Consider the following 16,355-nt stretch of genomic DNA (forward strand, 5'->3'; position numbering starts at 1 on the left):
TTTTACTCCTTGTCTGCGCCCTTAATCAGAACCGCGCGTGCCGGGTCCAGCAGGGAAACGCCATACAGGGTATCGACAGATACGGTGGTTGCCTTCTTGGAAATGTCGTACTGCATGACAACACGAACGGAAATGCCATCGTAGGTTTCCACGTGACCAGCTGCGCCGGCCGGAACTTCCAGCGGGGCGGAAGCGAACGCGAACGCGGACTTGTGGAACGCCAGGCCAACCTCGGTGGACGGGTCGCCGGCCTGCGCGTCGGCGGGTGCCTTAATGTTGCTGGTCATGTAGGTGTCAAAACCGAACACGTTGTTACCCAGAGACGCGCGGCGTAGCGCCTCGGTAGAACCGGACTGATCCGCCTGCTTCAAAATCGGGGTGTTCAGCCAGTGCGCCTTAGTCGCCGGGCCAACCAGAGCGAAACGCTCCTCCTGCGGAACCTTGTTAGCGTCCAGGATAGCGCCCGCCTGGATAAGGGACTCCGGCTTGTTGTGCTCAAAACCAGCCTCCGTGCCCACGGTAGCCGTGACCTTATCGGAAAGACCCAGCAGCGCTACGTCAATGCCGCCGGAAATAGCCTGCATAGCCGGGGTAAGCAGCTGCGCGTCGAAATCCTCAATGTCCAGCGCCAGCTCCTCCGCCGTGACCTGGAAAGACACGTCATCGAACTGATCCAGCTTAACCGGAATGGACTCCTCGTTAGCGGCCTGAACCTCGATGCCCTTAGCGCGGTTGAACTTCTTGGACTCGAAAACGGCGGGCTTGCGAATGTTGATAGTGTCGCCAACCTTCGCCTTGGAGAACTCCTTGGTGAGGTCGGTGTGAATGAGTGGCTTAACTACCAGCGACTCATGGAGTGTCGCCAGTGCCTGCTTTGCGATAATGTCGGCGGTGAGAAACGCCATTGTTTTTACCTCTTACCTGTGTGTTTTGCGGTTAATCTTTACAGTTGAACACCGCGACGGTTCCGGCGGCGTTGCGCCAAATCCTCAACAGTGTTGCTTGCAGTGCGCTTAGCCCCTGAACCGCTTAGGAAATCCGCGCCGCCGCGGGTCTTCTTAGGCGTCGCCGCCGTTGTTGGGCGTGCCTTATTGAACCCGGTGACTAGCTTGTTCACTTCGTCGGTAAAACCTTCATCGGTGGGGTTCAGCGCGCCTAGCTTGTTGGTGAAAGAAACGCTATCCAGTAGCGCGTCCACGTCCGCACCGGCGTTGTTCGCCGCCACGGTGACGGCTAGGCGCCGTTCTGCCTCCGTTGCGCGACGTTCAGCCTCCGCGAAACGCTTACCCAGCGCCTCGGATAGGGTCTGTTCGCTGTAATCGGCACCATCGCCCAGCCCCGCGGCCGTTGCAATGTCGTCAATAACTTCACCTACACGCTGTTCAATAATCCCGGTGGACTGATCGCGTAGTTCTTGCAGTTGTCGGCGTCGCTTAGCGTTTTCTTTTCGTAGCGCCTTAACCTGCTTATCTACGTTCCCGTCCGGGGTGTTGTCCGGCTCGTCGTTGTCCTCGTCGTAATCCCAAAGTGACTCTTGGCCGGGGTTGTCCCCGTCCTCGTCATCTTCTTTGTCTACGTCGTAGTCCTCCCCGTCGCCCTCGTCCTCGTCATCTTCTTCCGCCTCGTCGTCGGCGTCATCGTCATAGAACAGGGCGTCGGTTTCGTCCGGCTCGTCGTAATCCCAATCGTCCTCGCCGTCTTCGCCGTCGGCCTCATAGTCGCCGTCGTCTTCGTTGTCGAACTCTTGGGTATCCTCCCAGTCGTCGCCGTCATCGTCGGTATCGTCCCAGTCGTCCTGGTCGTCGCCCCAATCGTCCGGCTCGTCCTGGTCTTCTACATCGTCTACATCGGGTTCATCGCCCCATGCCTCGCGCTCGTTGGCTTCCTCACCGTCTAGGCTCTCGGTCCACTTATCGTTTGACATGGCATGTCTCCCTGTTTTCTGTAGAAAAAATGGTTATCTAGTTATCTGTGTGCCCCACCCCGCGCCCGGCGTGCAATGGGGGTGCCGTGCATTCTCCGCACCCGGCGGTATGTCCGCGGCAAAGCAAAACCCGGTGACACTTCCCCATGTCACCGGGCACGTTTAGCGGCGTTGAACCCAACAATGGGCACACTTCGTCCGCACCCCGCATAATACCCCCACACGCGCCTCTAATGCAACAGACAACACACAATTAAAGCGCTACCCCCACTTGCTCCCGATAACGGTTACGCGGAACACCCGTCTCGGCAACATGCGCACGAATACGCGCCTGCGCGTCCCGAATCTCCCGCCGCGCCTTCGCCTGCCCCTCCGGGGTAACCGCCGCCGCTAGTTTGCGCTTACCGGCACGCACTTCACGCTCAAACCGGCGTAGCTCCTGCGACGCCTCATAGTCGCCCACGTCTATCTGATCCGGTGGGGTGAACGGGTCGCCCGGCTTCCACACGTACACCGTGTGGCGGCAATTGGGGTGCCTAAACCCGCGACTGATCGCGTCAGCAATGCTGGTAACCACCGGCTCCCCGTTGTACCGCAACGTCCGCCCCGTAATCGACAACAGGCGCCCCTGGAACGGTTGGCAATACGGGTGACAGTTAGGCATAACCGTTACGCGCACAACGTCAAACCCTGCGGCCTGTAGCTCCGCTAGGTGCGCACCCATAGCTAGGTTCCCGGCTGCGGTTCGGGTCGCCATTTCCACATACGACACAATGTTCCACCGGCGCCCGGCCTTATCCACAAACCCCGTGACCCCGCGCTTACCGAACTTATCCAAAACACCCTGCGCTACCCTACGCCGCGCCGCTTCGGACTCCGGCGGGTTAGCTGCGATGGCTTCCACAATTTCGTCGAACAGCTCCGAACCGGAACCAATGAGGGTGGGGGCTAGGTCTTTGAAAGAATCACGTAACGCGGCGGGTGTTCTGATCGTTACACCTAAATCCAAATTCCGCGGGGCTTTAGGGGCGGGTGGTTTCCTACCACCCCACTTATCCACGCCTCCCGGTGTTTTCGCCGCCGCGTGCTTCCGTGCGGTCGCTTTACCCACCGCCTCCGCGTCTACGCCCATACGGAACGCCTGTTTAGACACGTCACCTAAACCGAATCCGACAATGGAACGCAACCGGGATAAAAACCCGCCACGGTTCACCTTCGGTTGGGTAGACTCCCGCGACACAGCACGAATAATCGCCTGCTCCAACCCCTCCGCGGCCTTCACTACCGCCGTGTTAATGCCCTGCAACAGGTCGGGGCTAAACCCGCGTGACAGTCGGGGCACCCACTTTTTAGGCTTCCTGCGCGGGGTAGCCCACGGGGCGCGTAACTTAGCCATTATCGCCCGTGCCCTCTACGTCCGCCGGTTCTGCTTCGCTATCGTCGCCGGCCGACTCCCCGCCCTGCTGCGTCTCCCATGCACCCTCGGCGGGTTGTTCGTCAAGCCCTGTGTACGCTTCGTCCGGCTCCATGCCTTCGGTTGGTTCCGCGTCCGGGTTGTCCCCCTCGTCTAGTCCCTTACCGAATGCCAGCTTCGTTTCCGCTACCTTATCCTCCGCGATACGGTCTAGCTCTTCGTCCACTTCCTCGCTAGTCCAATCCGGGTTTACCTGCTGCACGGCCTGGGCAACACTGATAATCCCGGCGCTGCGCTTTGTGGCGATAGTCTGCGCCAGCTCACTATCGGACTGTGTGGCCTGCGACGGGAACCGGACAACCGGGGGTTGGGTTAGGTGTAGCCCCGTCTCAAAGTGAATGGCGTCTAGCTCCATCACAATTTTCACGAACTCGGTTAGCCCCGCGCGCCAATAGTTAATCTTCTTTTTGCGCGTGGCCTCACCAACGGCGTTACGCGCGTCAACCTCCGTAGCCGTCACGCCTGTAGTTAGGCGCCCGTCGTTGAAGTTCTGCGCGGACAAACCAGCGTTTTGCAGAATCACCGCCAAAATCTCCGCGTACACCTGCGCGTACTCTTGCCAGCGAATCTGCAACTGTACCGCGTCAATACCAGACCCGCCGCTAGTAGCCGAACCCAAACCAGTGGCCAGCTTCACATAAACACCCTGGTCTTCGTCAAAAGACGCGCCGGAACCCGGCCCATCGTCACGTAGGTACTGCTCTTCTACGAAAATACGGCCTTTACCGTTACGCACGTCGGTAATCATTCCCGACGCGGTTTCGTCTAGCGCGTCGAACTCGCTCTCGATCCCCTCAAAGTCACTACGCCCCAGGTTCGCTAGCTTCGGTTCGTGAACCCACCCGCGGTTTGGCCGCACGTTGGCGATATACACAACGTCCAGGCGATCTAGCCCGGTTTCCTGGATAACCTCCGTGTTGTCCACCCCCTCGTCTAGTGAATCGACTAGCCATTCTGTCTCGGGAATGTCGGCAATGCCTATTTTCTCGCCCAAACGTGCTGAATCCCCGGCCCACACTGTGTGGATAATACGCCCCGGCTCGTGCCGTTCAAGGTGCCGGACAGTGCGGTTAGCGTAGTCCGAACCCGGCTCCTGTGGTAGCTCCTGCCAGAATGTGACGGCGGTTAGAACGTTGTGGCGGAACTCCGGCACGGCCGCCGTGGCGGCGACGTAATGGGGCACGATATGATCCGCAATTTCCGAATCCCACCACGGGCGGAAATACACCCCACCAAACACAGACGCATGTTCTCCCGCCTCCGATAGGACAGCGCTGAACGTATCCGGGCCGAACATTGCCCCCAGGCGTTCCATAAGCGGCTCGTTCTGCTTATCCTGATCGCCCAACGTGATAACCGGCGGTTTGGAGAACATTAGGTCACTTGACGCGCGTGCTAGATCCGCTGCGATGGGGACGTGGCGGCGTTTCGCGTTCTGTGGGTTAGGGCGCCCCCAAAAGTACGTGTCGCCGTTGCCGGCCAAATTGCCGTCCGGGGAATACCGCGCGCGGCGCCGGTAGCCCGGCTTTCCGTAAATATCCGCCAGCCGGTCAGTATCCCCTGAATACCAGGCCGCCCATGTGTCCATGTCTTTTAGTGCGATATTAAACGGGTGGGGTGGCCATTGCTCACTCATGTTGTGTCTCCTTATGGTGTGTAGATACTATTCTAGGTGTTTGGTGCAACAATTCCGCGCCACCTGTTTTCAGTGGTAACGCAGGCATAGCGTAGGGCGTCAAGACAGTTGTGAACCAACAGGCCACCCGCGAAAAACTCGTGTTGATCTTCCACGGTCAAGTCATACACCGGCGCCGCGTCTGGCTCGGCGTAAACTTCCACCACATGATCGGCTGCAAGTTTTGGTTTTTGCGTACTTGTTGGCTGTGAAGTCTGTGCCACATACGACACATTGCCGTGTTTCGTTATCAACTCCGCTAGCTCGTCTGTAGGCAGCTTTACATGCGTTGGAACAGAAACGTTCGCGTCCGTGTAGCGATTTCGTTTCATAGGTGTTACCGCAGTGTTCGCAGGTGCGCTCGTATGGTTTTCTCGCCTCCCACGTCCGTTTTCCATGCTCCCGGTGCCACTCGATCCCCTCGGGGGAACCGTGCCAAGCTCTAGCAGCCTTCTGTCCGGCTTCCTGCCAGCGCATAAGGTGTTCGCCCCAGTCTGGTCTTGCCATGCGTTCCGCGGCGTGGTGCCGGTGATGTTCGGAAGCGGGGATAGCTTCCAGGTTGTCCGGTGCGTTATTGAGGGGGTTTCCGTCTTTGTGGTGGACGTGGTAGCCGGTCGGTATATCTCGTTTGTTGTGTGCTTTCCAGATTTCTTCGTGAAGTCGCCCGCACCCTCGGGTGCGTTCTGTTCCGTTGGGGACGTAGTAGACCCGTTCAGTTCTGGCCGCGGCTCCTGGGTAGCGTCGGTATACGACCCCCCGGTAGGCGATTGTGTGTCTATATGGCATGACAACAGTATATCCCCATACCGCAGTGCGTCTAGTCGTATCCAGCCCCGGTTTTCTGTCCAAACCTCGTGATTGCCCGTGCCGGAAACAGCCCGGCCTGAACCTGTGACAACCGTGTAGATTTCCGCCTTATCCGCCGTTTTCCACGCGCGTAGAACGCGCTTATACCCGGCACGGGTAAGAACTACGTCATCGGTTGTTACCTGCTCAATGGGCACCTGCCCGCGTCCCGTCGTTACAGGTTCGCCCGCCCTAATACAGTGGTCATTCTCTTTAATTACCGCGTCTATGCCCTGTTTCGTTGCTTTAGGGTCCCATGAGTAGCCCGGTATTTCCTTAATGAGTCCGGTGCAACGTTCGTTAATGCGTAGCCTATCGGCGGATAGCAAGCCGGATACGGTTCTGATCCCATAAAGCACGTCGTTCTCCGCGGCGTAGGTGGGTATGCCGTCCTGGTAAAGCTGAACACGGAATGAGGCCGCCGCGGGGTCTACGATAACGGGCGCGTCGGTGGCGTCCGGGTGGTCGTCGTCATGCCTGTAGCCAATCCACTGTTTCACGTCGGCGGAAAGTTCCACGTCTGTTTTACGCACGGCTTTACTACCCGGCTTATAGTTCCACTCGTCGATAGCATAAAGCCGGTCGTCCTCCCCCAACCCCAATAGGATAGCGGCGGTGGGGTTAGTGGTTCCGTAGTCAATACCGATAGCCATATGGCGGATAATGCGGGGCATATCCGCGTTGCGTATCACATTACGGGCGGGGTTCCACATGTCATACACGGCGCCCTCCGCGCTAACCCACTGCCCTAGCACGAAACGCTTATAGAACAGGCCGGTGAACTCGTTGCGGATACGCGCCTTATATTTTTCGGATAGTACGGGGTTATCGTCTAGCTGGAAAGACCAGCGCCCCCAGTCTTCCAGCGGGTTTACAGGGTCGCCGATACGGTCTAGGAACTTCTCTTTAAGCCAGTGCGCGGGGCTATCGGGGTTGGTGGTGAAAAACCCTTTAGCCCCGTCCACATTCATGCGGCCTAGTAGCTGCGTGAAGAACTCTTCCGATTGAATGGTGATCTCGTCGCCGTATGCCCCGGCTAGGGTCATACCACGGATAGCTTTCTCTGCTTTAGAATCACTCGCGCCCATGATGTGTACGCGCTGGTCAAAGATGGTGGCTAGTGGGGCGCCGTGTGTGTATTTGACGTATTTTGCGTAGGGGCCGAATATTTGCGGGTCTTGCATGGGGGCTAGGACGTTGCGGGCTAGGCTGTCGCGGGTGCGCCCTACCATGACGAATTGGCCGCCTTTTGGTGGGTCTGCTAGGAACCCTAGCCAGCGTAGTTGTGAGGCGAAAGTTTTGCCGCTGCGGATCGCCCCGTCCCATACGTTAATCGTATAATTAGACTCCGCAATGCTAAGCGCCTGCTTATAACCAATGTTCAGGCCATCACCTAACAGTTCAGTCACGCCCTTACGCCCCCAACCCGGCTACTTTTCGCCGCTCTTCTTAGCAACAACTTTCGCCAAATTGTCCATAAGTTGCGTAATCGCCGCCTTAGACTCCCCGATACTCTCACCCTCGTCCACACCTGCTGTGAGGTCGTCAATAGCGCGAACCAACGCCGGGATAGCGCGCAACCCGTCCGCCTGCTCACGTAGCGGCGGCTCGTCTGAAACAACTTCCACCGCCCCGGCCGGCGTAGACATGTGGTACTTGTACTCGCTCCAAATACGATCACGAATTAGCGCCACGTCCTGCATAAGCTGCTCCGCTAGTTCCACCCGCTCGGCCTGGATTTTACGAACACGCGCTACCGTCGCCTCATGCGTCCGCGAACGGTCTATATCCGCGTTACGCTCACGCAGGTAGCGACTTACGGTGCTTTTGCCGATATTGAACTTATGCGCGATAGTGAGGAAACTCGCGCCGTCCTCGTGCATGGCTACGATCATGTCAATATCTTGTTCAGTTAGTTTACGCGCCGTTGGCATAGTGTCGTGTGCCCCTTCCTGTCCACCCCCGCGCCCGTCAAACCGTTACGTAGGGTGCGTTGTGTGTCTATGTGCTGTGATAACATAATCATACCCTCCACGTTGTTTAGTCTTGGTCTCCTAAACCGCGCGGAGGGTCGTAGTCGCCACGGTTGTCCTTTCCGTAGCCCCTACGCTCTTTCCTTTTCTCGGGCCGAGAATGCCTAAACCCCCGGCGCCGCGATTGCTGCCACGCAACGACGCCGGGGGTTTACTTATGCCCTACGGGAACCGGCGGGGGCTAGAAGTCACTCCCGTCCAGCGTGAACCCTCCTTTACCGATCAAACGGTGCCCACGGTTCCCCCCGGCTTTGCCTTTACGCTGCCCGGGGTAGATACCGAAAACCCGTTTAAAGTACTCCGCGGCTAACCCGTTGACGTAACGCCCCGGCACGCCCTCACTGCGCAACGCTGTAGTTAACGCCGTGTAGGGGTGGGGGTTGGTAGCCCAACGCGCTAAACCTGCTCCGCGTGTCCAGTACTTAACCAAGTGCCTAGTTTTCGGCCAGCCCATGTTCCCCACGGTGTGAACCTCCTACCCCCGCTGTTACCCGCGGTCGTTAAGCAACTGCTGTGCCGCCGTCGCCTTCGGGCCAGTGCCGGACGCGATGGTTTCCAGCTGCGCCGAACTCATTAGCTGCAACTCCGGGAACTCTAGCGCTCCGGCTGTGTTCCCCTTGGTGAGGTTGAACTGTCCGGGGAAACGCCCCTCTAGGTACTTACGCGCCGCCTCGGCACGTTCACCGCCACCGTCGGCCAGTGCCTCTAGCTCGCTAAAGTTCATGCGTAGGAAGTCGCCATTTTGGTAAGCGACGGCCTGCCACATATCCGGGTAAGTGAGGCGCCCCTGTTGCTCGCGGCCTCGTAGAATATCGCGCGCGTAGCCCATAGGGTCGCCGTGCGGGCGCATAACGGCCTTGAACAGGTCACTATCGGGGGAACCGATGAAACTGTTGTGGCTCAAACGCCCCTCCGGGATAGTAAGGTCGGCGGCGGCGCGGTCAATGATTTCACGCGCTTCGTCTAGCGACTTCGCACGTGGTAGCGCGCTAGGCTGTGCTACATAGAACTTCTTATCCTGCGGGGGTGTTACCTCGAACATTCCACCGTAGGCGCCGTCATGTACTCCCTTAACGGACTTGATGGTGAATCCGTTGCGGGTGATCTTTCCACGGTTGAACGTCTCCGAACCGTCGGTAAGGGCGTGGTGCTTGCGGATCGGCTCGCCCACGATGTGCGGGCCGTTGGCGGACTTCTTCTGTTGCGCCTTCTTAGCCTTATCCAGCGCCTCACGCTCCGCGTCGGTAGCTCGCTTAACCACCGTAGCCTCTCCCTGCTTCAACTTCCACCCGTTAGCCATCGACGCGGTGGTTTTGTTCACCTTCACAACCGGAACCCACTCGCCGTAGAGCTTCACCTTATCGCCGGGGTTAAGGTCGTGAATGTCCACCACCTTGCCGTCGGCCTTCAGCTGCTCGAAAATTGCGCGTTGTAGGTTCAAGTCCTGCATATCCGCGTCGATAGCGTTAAGCGCTCGAACGCGGCGATCCCCTGTAAGTGGCGCGCGGGGTGCTCCGCCCTTGTATGCCGGGGCGCCGTTTAGCTGGTCGCGGGACTTCTTGATCTGCTTTTCCAGCTTCTCAATGCGGTTAGCGACTGTCTGCGGGCGATTGCGGGAACGCCTGCTGCGTTCCGCTGCTTCCATACGGTATTGCGCATCTTCCACGGCTTTACCCGCGTCTACGGCACGGCCTAGCGACTTCCAGGCGTTGTCTAGCGCGCGGCGGTGGCGCTTCTCGCTGTGGTGGCCAACCTTGATCGGCTCGCCGTCCGGCGGCAACTCGTCCACACGGTTAAAGTGCGTATTCCACGCCGCGTTGGCGGCGGCCTGTTTGCGTTGCACCTTCTCACCTAGCGCGGCGATACGGTCTGCGCTGCGCTGGTCGCGGCGATCTTCGCGTCGTTGCGCGTCGCCCATGCGGCGGTCTACGTCCAGCCCCACGTCCAAACCTTGATCCTTTAGCGCCTGGTGTAGGCGGCTAATCTTGTAGCTGTTCGGTCGCTTATCGCGGCTACGCGGCGCATACCACGCCTTGAGGTTTCTAGACCACTTAAACCCGTTGGCGCGCATTGTGGCGCTAAGGTTGTCGCCCCGTTCGGTGCCCTGAACTAGCGTGCCCTCGTCCTCCGTGTGCGTAATCTGAATACGCGCGTCCGGGTTGACGATCTGGTGTAGCGCGTCGCCTTCGTTGACGGCGGGGGTTGGGCGGTTGTCGTAATCCGGCCCGTCCGGGTGCTCCATATCCCACACGGTGCGTTCGTACTCTTCCGCGTCGATATTACCGTCCAGTAGGCGGTTGTTCATTTCGACTATGGCGGCGTGGCGTTCCGCCTCGGTCATGTCCGCGGCGCGGCGCTGGTTTACGCTAGTAGCGCGTCCGCTTCCTCCCGGCTGACCTCCCCGGTCGCTTGCGCGATTGTCACTTCCTCGAAGATTGACGGGGGAGTCCACTTTTGATCTGTCAAGTCCGGCTGCTTGTACGGTGCCTGCGGTTTGGTCATTCCCTGCCGCTGGCGCGCCACTTCGGCCTTGACTTCCTCGGCTGTTGCCTTGCCCGCTAGGTAGTCCTCGAACACGGTCATTGTGGTTCCTTTCCGGCGCGGCGCCACTGTCCACCATGAGTGGGGGCTGCCTGTCGCCACTATCATTATATCGGTTGTTGTCCCAGATTTCCCAACTGTCGAACTGGTCGCGTAGGGAGTTGAACACCTGCTTATTGCGCGTCACGCCCGGCGTTTCGGTTTCGGCCTTGCGGATCACGCTCTCGGGGACGTATCGCCCGCCGTAGCCATTTCCGCCGATGAACTTGTCCATGCCCTGCGCGTAGCGTTGTGCCGCGCCGTTTACGGAAACTTCCAGCGGAACATCGGTGAACGTGCCAACGATTTCGTCATAGCCGTTTTCGCGTAGTTCGTCGATTCGCTTTTGGACGCTGCCGGTGCTGCCCATCGTGCTATCCCAGACGACGTTCATGCCCTGTTTGTAGGCGTGGCGTGCAAGCGCGCTAGTAATGTCGGACGATTCTTCGTGAATGAGGGCAACGCCCTCCATTGGTGCCATGTTGTCCGGCACTTCGATCATACCCATTTCGGCCATGATTTCTTTCACATCGTCGGCGTTTAGCGTGAGGTATTTTGTGCTCTCCCCCTTATTACGCTCCTTGAGTGTTGCGCCTTTGCCGCTACCGCCGATCCCGCCGGTGAATAACGCTTTTCGGTCGCGGGGTACGGGGCCGTCGGCTTCCGCTTCTGCGATTAGCCGTCCAATGATTTCGGCGTGTTGCGCGCGGCGCTCCGGGGAATACTCGCGGGTGCCGTCGGCCTTTACAGTTGAGTAGCGCGCTTGGCTATCACCGTCTCGGCTAATCATGGCCTTCATGGTTTGTTCTACCCATCGCCCGCGCTCTTGGTAGCCTTTCCCCGCGTCTAGCGGCGCGCCGTCGCCACTTAAACGGTCACGGCGTTCGGCTTCCGGTGTTTTCGCGCGTAGACCGTTTTGACCGTCCAGGCGTGGCATGTTGTCGCGCTTCGTGGCCGCGGTTGTCTTTTCCACGTCGGTCATGCCAACTTCCGCTAGTTCGCGGCGGGTGCGGTCAAGCTCCATCTTCTCGGCTCGTTTCGCTGCCGCGTCGGCGTCGAACTTCGACACATCATTCAGACCCGGCAACGGGCTAGTTCCGTTGTTGCCGTCGCCCTGGTCGGGGTTGTAGCCGAATTTGCGTAGGTTAGTGCGGGTTCTCTGTAGCGATTCCTTGCCTACCACGTAGTTCATTTGCCCCGTTGTGCCGTGTTCGGTGTGGTTAAGGGCGTATTTCCCTTCATGCACGGTAAACACGCCGTTGTCTCCCTTAAACGGGGCGTTCAACGTTCCCGGCTTCGCCGGGGCACCCTTGGCGTTACGGTGTGGGAGAATGGCGAACATTTCCGCCTGCCCCGGCTCGATAGCTACTTCTCCGTAGACCTTCACGCCGGATTTTTTGTTGCCCGCGACGACTCGCATACGGCCGTCTGGGGTGGCGTGTAGGAAGTATTCCGGCGTGCCTTCCTTAACGTCCTTGGTGGCCTGTTCGTAGGCGTTTTTAATTGCCGCTCGGAGTTCCTTTGCGTTGTAGGCTACGCGGTTTTCCTTTGGTGCCGCCAGCGCGTCGTACAGGGCGTTTAGGTGGTGGCGTGCCGCGTTGTTCACGCCCGGTTCTGCCACCATGTCCGGGCCGTCGCCGCGGATCGGCATGAGTAGGCGCGTCGGTTGTTCTTCGCCGTCGGTAACGATACGTAGGGGGCGGTGCCCGGCGTCGTTTCCTACCGTGACGTCGCCCTTAACCCCGCCCAAAATGTCGGCCAGGTAGGTTTGGTTCACCGCGAACGCGGGGCGGTCTGCCGAATTGTCGTTAGAAAACTTAGCGGGAACGTCTACCGTGCGCACATCGCCGTACTTATCCGTCCAGGACACGTGATAAGCGTCTTTGCCGTCCACCGGCTTAAAGTACAGGCCGCCGTGGCGTGTTCTGTTGCGTTTCGCTTCCAGCGCTACCTTACGCAACGCTGGGGCGTTCACCGTGAACCGTGGCGTTTCCTCCGTCAGGTTGGGCATAAGCGGCGCGATTACCGGGAACTCGCTGTCGATCCCCTTTAGGTTCCGGGATACGTCGCCACGGGTGAGGGTATAAGTTCCGTCGTTGTTGTCGGTTAGCTTGAAGTCGCCCTCTACGCCCTTCATTGCACGCATTGCCGCTTGGAAGTCGTTCCCGTCCACTAGGTGTTTGCCGTTCGGCGCGTCGATCTTGACGTGCTCCGTGGCTAGGCGGAACCTATCGGTTGCCGCGATGGTTGCCTCCCCGTCGTTCACGTCGAAATTCACGCCGGTTAGCATGGGTAGGGTTTCGTCCCGGCTGCGTGCCGTGGCTAGGTCAAGTAGGCGATCCGCCATGTCGCGGTTATCTGTCACGCTTTCGGCCACGCGCTCCGGTGCCTTAGCCTTGTCTACGGCCTTCTGTACCGGGTCGTTAATTGTTTCCGGCGTTTCGGCTAGATGGCGTGGTTCTGCTGCGAGATACGGGGTGAGGGCTGCAATGTTCGCTGCCTTATCGTCCTCCGTGTTGCCCGCCTTGTTGGCGGCCTTTTCCGCCCCCGCGTTGGGCTTTGCGTCCGGCTTAACGTCGGGCTTGTTCCCGCCCTTCTTCGGCTGGTAGGTAATGCTGCGGCCTAGCTGCTTCTCCAACTCCGGCGCCAACCGCTCCGCGATCTTATCCGCGGGTAGTTCGTCGTTTCCAGCTTCTACGTGTAGTTCGCCGGTCTTGTTGTCTACCCACACTTTACCGCCGCGTAGTTTGTCGGCGCGGGTGTTGCTAATGCCCTTGCCGTCGATGGTTGCCCACTTCGGGCGGCCGCTGTTCTTGTATGTCTCGAACTCAAACCCCGCGGGTTCGTGCCACTTATTTACATACGTGCGATCACGGTTGCCGCTCTTCCAGTCGGACAGTCCCAAATCACGCTCGGGGGCTTCGCCGTTGTCGGCTACCAGCTTGCCTACTTCACCGCGGCTGTTGGTGTAGTCCCTAAGCATGGTGTCCAGCTCGGACTCGTTGTTGGCGACAATAAGGTGTTTACCGTCGCTAGTTATCTGTGCGTAACGTCCCGCGGTGTCGTAGCGTCCCTTGTAGTCGGGGTCTGTGTCTACCTTTACCGGCTTGACGTCGCCGCGGACGCTGGAACCGTCGGGGCGGGTGATATAAGTGCCCTTGGCTGTTACGCCGTCGTGGTGTCCGATGGCTGGCATGTTGTCGCCGTCGGCGGGTCGGTAGGTGATCCCGTTGTTTCGCTTCTCCGCGGGCTTCGCCGGGGTCTTCTCCGTGCTCTTGGCTGCGTTCTTCGCCGGTGCCTGCTTGGGCTTAGCCGGGGCGGGGGGCTTGCGCTTACCCTTCGGGCGCTTAACCGGCTTGCGATCCTCCGCGAACTTCGGCAACTCTCCGGCCTTCTGCCGCCGGTGCTGGATAGCGAACGCCTCCGCGAACACAGCGGGGCGCTTCTCCCCACGGTTGCTGCGCTGCATGTTCACCGGCGACGGCACAAACCCCACATGTTCCGCGATAGCGGCGCGCACGTCGCCGCTTAGCGTCTGGAAATAGATGGGGCTAGTGAGCGCGCGGCGGGTGTCAACCCCGTCCTTACGGCCTACGCCTAGCGCTTCCAGTACCGCGTCCGGGTTGGTGCGGTCTACCCGCCCGTCCGGGTCTAGGGTGTCCAGGGCGGGCGCTACGGTCTTTGCCAACCACTTGTCGTAAGACTTTTCAAACTCCGGGGTGTGGCGGAACTTCTTATTGCCCTTGTCCACGCCCAGCTGGTTAATCTTCTGCTCGTTGTCTAGTCCGTAGTAGCGGGCCAGGCGGTTCAGCTGTCGGGGCGTGAGGTTTTCCGCCTCGCGGTCGATAATTCCGCCCTTACGTCCCGGATTGGCGCGTTCCGCGGCCTGTTCTTCGGGGGTGTAGGTGCCGTGTACCTTCGGGTGCTTCGCGGGCTTGGTGTTGCCGTTCTTGGCGCCCTTAGTGCCCTTGTTGGCCTTGGTGGTGGGCTTAGCTGCCTTAGCGGGCTTATCCCCTGCCTTTTCGCCCTTGACGGTGGCGGGCTTACGCTTACCCGCCGTGGCTTTCATCTTCGGCGCCTGCTTAGCCTCACCACCGGCCACGGGCGCGTTAATGCCTTTCGCGCGCTTCGCGTTGCCGTCCGGGTCGCCGGATTTCACGTCCGGGAGCTTATCCTTCGACGGCATGACAGGCTTCTTGCCCGTCCGGTTTAGCTCTGCGTCGATTAGCCCCAGTTCGCGGGCTTGGGTGTAGTTGTGGATAGCGGCGCGCTGGTTGTGGCGGTTCTTCGCCGGGCTGCCCGTGTCCTCCATAGCGCGTACCATGCGGTCGTCTAGCCGGTCTAGGTACTTTTCCGTCTTCGCCGGGGTGGTCAGTCGATCCGCCACGGCCTGTAGGTCGCTACGGAACCCTGGTTCGGTGCGGATATTATCCGGCGTGAGGTATTCCTTTGAGGCTTGGTGGCCGCCGCCCTTAACAGTGTTGTTCGGGAAGTCGCCGAACGGGTTGGCCGTGGCCTTAGCGTTCTTGCGGTTCTTTCCTGCGGTGCCGCTGGTTTTGGATACGGTTACCTTGTTGCCGGTGCGCTTATCAATGCCGCTGGTGACCTTCGCCCCGCCCTTGGAGGTGGTGGTGGTCATGCGGGCGGTCTTCTTGCCAGCTCCGCTGCCGCTGCCTCCCTTACCGGGGGCGCGTCCCTTCTTTTCGTAAGGGTCCCAGTCGGTTGTGTCGCCCTTGACCCGTGCGAGGGAACGGGCGATCTTAATTTTCGTTTCGACGCTTAGCGGGCCGCGCTTTCGGCCTCCTCCGCCGATGCGCGGTACCTTCGGTACTCGTGGCTTGCGTGCCATGCTTGTTTAACCCCTCAAACTTGGTTTCTTGCTCTTTTTGGGCATGAGTAAACCCCCGCGCTGGTTACCTACGCCCCGCCCTTTGTGTCCGTTGTGCGCGTCGTCGTTGCGCGCCGAACCGTGGGGGGTGTGGTTTCCAGCCGGGGGTTGCCCGTGTGGGATTGGATAAAGTTTGTGCGATAGCCGCGCGCCACTTAACACGTGTTTAGGCGCACTGCTGCCGTACCCCTATTTCTACACTCTAGGGGTGGTGCGTGTCTAGTTAGCCGGACAACAACCGGCGGCGTGTTTCTTCGTCACGCTTAATGTGTTGCGCTAGCTCCATAATCGCCGCCCCGTCCCACCTGTGGTGGCATGTATCGCACTCTGCCCATAGTTCATACACCACTAGCGTCTCCCCTGTTTTGCGTCCCCCATCGTCGGTTGTGGCGTGCGTTTCTGCCTCACCACACGCGGGGCACTGCGCCCTCACACGGAACAGTTCGGTATATGCGAGCTTGTGCGCCTCCGCTACCAACCGTGAGGTTTCCGCCGTGTAGTCAATAATCGCACTATCCCCCAAGTTCTCTAACGTGCCGTTCGCCACCTTCTCGCACCATGCCATGAGCGACACACCAACCGGCTGTTTAACCCCCGCGAGGTGGTACAGGGTTGTGTGTAGGCTGCGTATCCAGTCCATGACGTCCAACCGGCCAGGCGGGCGTGACTTAAACGACGGGGTTCCGGGCGTGTACGGGCGTGTTTCGCCGTCAATTTCCTGTATTTGCTGGATTAACGGGCGCGTGGGGTGCGTGTTTCCGTGAACATCGGTAACAACCCGTGTTGTGTGTAGTGCGTGTAGGTTTGTTTTGATTTCTGCGCGTGTCAAACGGGGACACTCCCTAAGCTACCCATGCCTGCATACAGGCAACCCCCACCCTGTAGTCGTTCCGCCCCTCTTCCACGGAAACGACGGGTGGGGGTGCTGCACACAA

The 16,355-nt window shown here is 59.5% G+C and carries 8 protein-coding genes; all 8 read right to left on the minus strand.

Going from position 1 to position 16,355, the window contains the following annotated elements:
• Nucleotides 1-2: 2 nt before the first annotated feature.
• Complete coding sequence (locus ACKFRT_RS04335; RefSeq protein ID WP_408925874.1) at nt 3-905, minus strand: P22 phage major capsid protein family protein; 903 nt, start codon at nt 903-905, stop codon at nt 3-5.
• A gap of 38 nt (nt 906-943) precedes the next feature.
• Nucleotides 944-1,924, minus strand: a complete 981-nt coding sequence (locus ACKFRT_RS04340) for a hypothetical protein (protein WP_408925875.1) — start codon at nt 1,922-1,924, stop codon at nt 944-946.
• Between the two features lie 253 nt (nt 1,925-2,177).
• A complete protein-coding gene (locus tag ACKFRT_RS04345; protein WP_408925876.1) occupies nt 2,178-3,320 on the minus strand; it encodes a phage minor capsid protein in 1,143 nt (380 codons plus the stop codon).
• Nucleotides 3,313-5,034, minus strand: coding sequence for a phage portal protein (locus tag ACKFRT_RS04350; protein ID WP_408925877.1), 1,722 nt, complete (start codon nt 5,032-5,034; stop codon nt 3,313-3,315). The genes ACKFRT_RS04345 and ACKFRT_RS04350 overlap by 8 nt, the downstream gene beginning before the upstream one ends.
• Nucleotides 5,035-5,066: 32 nt before the next feature.
• Complete coding sequence (locus tag ACKFRT_RS04355) at nt 5,067-7,328, minus strand: PBSX family phage terminase large subunit (RefSeq protein ID WP_408925878.1); 2,262 nt, start codon at nt 7,326-7,328, stop codon at nt 5,067-5,069.
• Between the two features lie 21 nt (nt 7,329-7,349).
• The gene (locus ACKFRT_RS04360; protein ID WP_408925879.1) at nt 7,350-7,853 is read right to left on the minus strand and encodes a helix-turn-helix domain-containing protein; all 504 of its coding nucleotides are present in this window, start codon (nt 7,851-7,853) and stop codon (nt 7,350-7,352) included.
• Between the two features lie 586 nt (nt 7,854-8,439).
• A complete protein-coding gene (locus ACKFRT_RS04365) occupies nt 8,440-15,381 on the minus strand; it encodes a zeta toxin family protein (protein WP_408925880.1) in 6,942 nt (2,313 codons plus the stop codon).
• Nucleotides 15,382-15,643: 262 nt separating this feature from the next.
• Complete coding sequence (locus ACKFRT_RS04370) at nt 15,644-15,985, minus strand: hypothetical protein (RefSeq protein ID WP_408925881.1); 342 nt, start codon at nt 15,983-15,985, stop codon at nt 15,644-15,646.
• Between the last annotated feature and the right edge of the window lie 370 nt (nt 15,986-16,355).

The organism is Corynebacterium jamesii, from assembly GCF_046097395.1.
Classification (GTDB): domain Bacteria; phylum Actinomycetota; class Actinomycetes; order Mycobacteriales; family Mycobacteriaceae; genus Corynebacterium.

What these genes read in the sequence shown, in the direction of transcription:
- ACKFRT_RS04335 (WP_408925874.1), bottom strand. Translation starts at nt 905, where the DNA reads ATGGCGTTTCTCACCGCCGACATTATCGCAAAGCAGGCACTGGCGACA.
- ACKFRT_RS04360 (WP_408925879.1), bottom strand. Translation starts at nt 7,853, where the DNA reads ATGCCAACGGCGCGTAAACTAACTGAACAAGATATTGACATGATCGTA.
- ACKFRT_RS04345 (WP_408925876.1), bottom strand. Translation starts at nt 3,320, where the DNA reads ATGGCTAAGTTACGCGCCCCGTGGGCTACCCCGCGCAGGAAGCCTAAA.
- ACKFRT_RS04350 (WP_408925877.1), bottom strand. Translation starts at nt 5,034, where the DNA reads ATGAGTGAGCAATGGCCACCCCACCCGTTTAATATCGCACTAAAAGAC.
- ACKFRT_RS04370 (WP_408925881.1), bottom strand. Translation starts at nt 15,985, where the DNA reads ATGGCATGGTGCGAGAAGGTGGCGAACGGCACGTTAGAGAACTTGGGG.
- ACKFRT_RS04365 (WP_408925880.1), bottom strand. Translation starts at nt 15,381, where the DNA reads ATGGCACGCAAGCCACGAGTACCGAAGGTACCGCGCATCGGCGGAGGA.
- ACKFRT_RS04340 (WP_408925875.1), bottom strand. Translation starts at nt 1,924, where the DNA reads ATGTCAAACGATAAGTGGACCGAGAGCCTAGACGGTGAGGAAGCCAAC.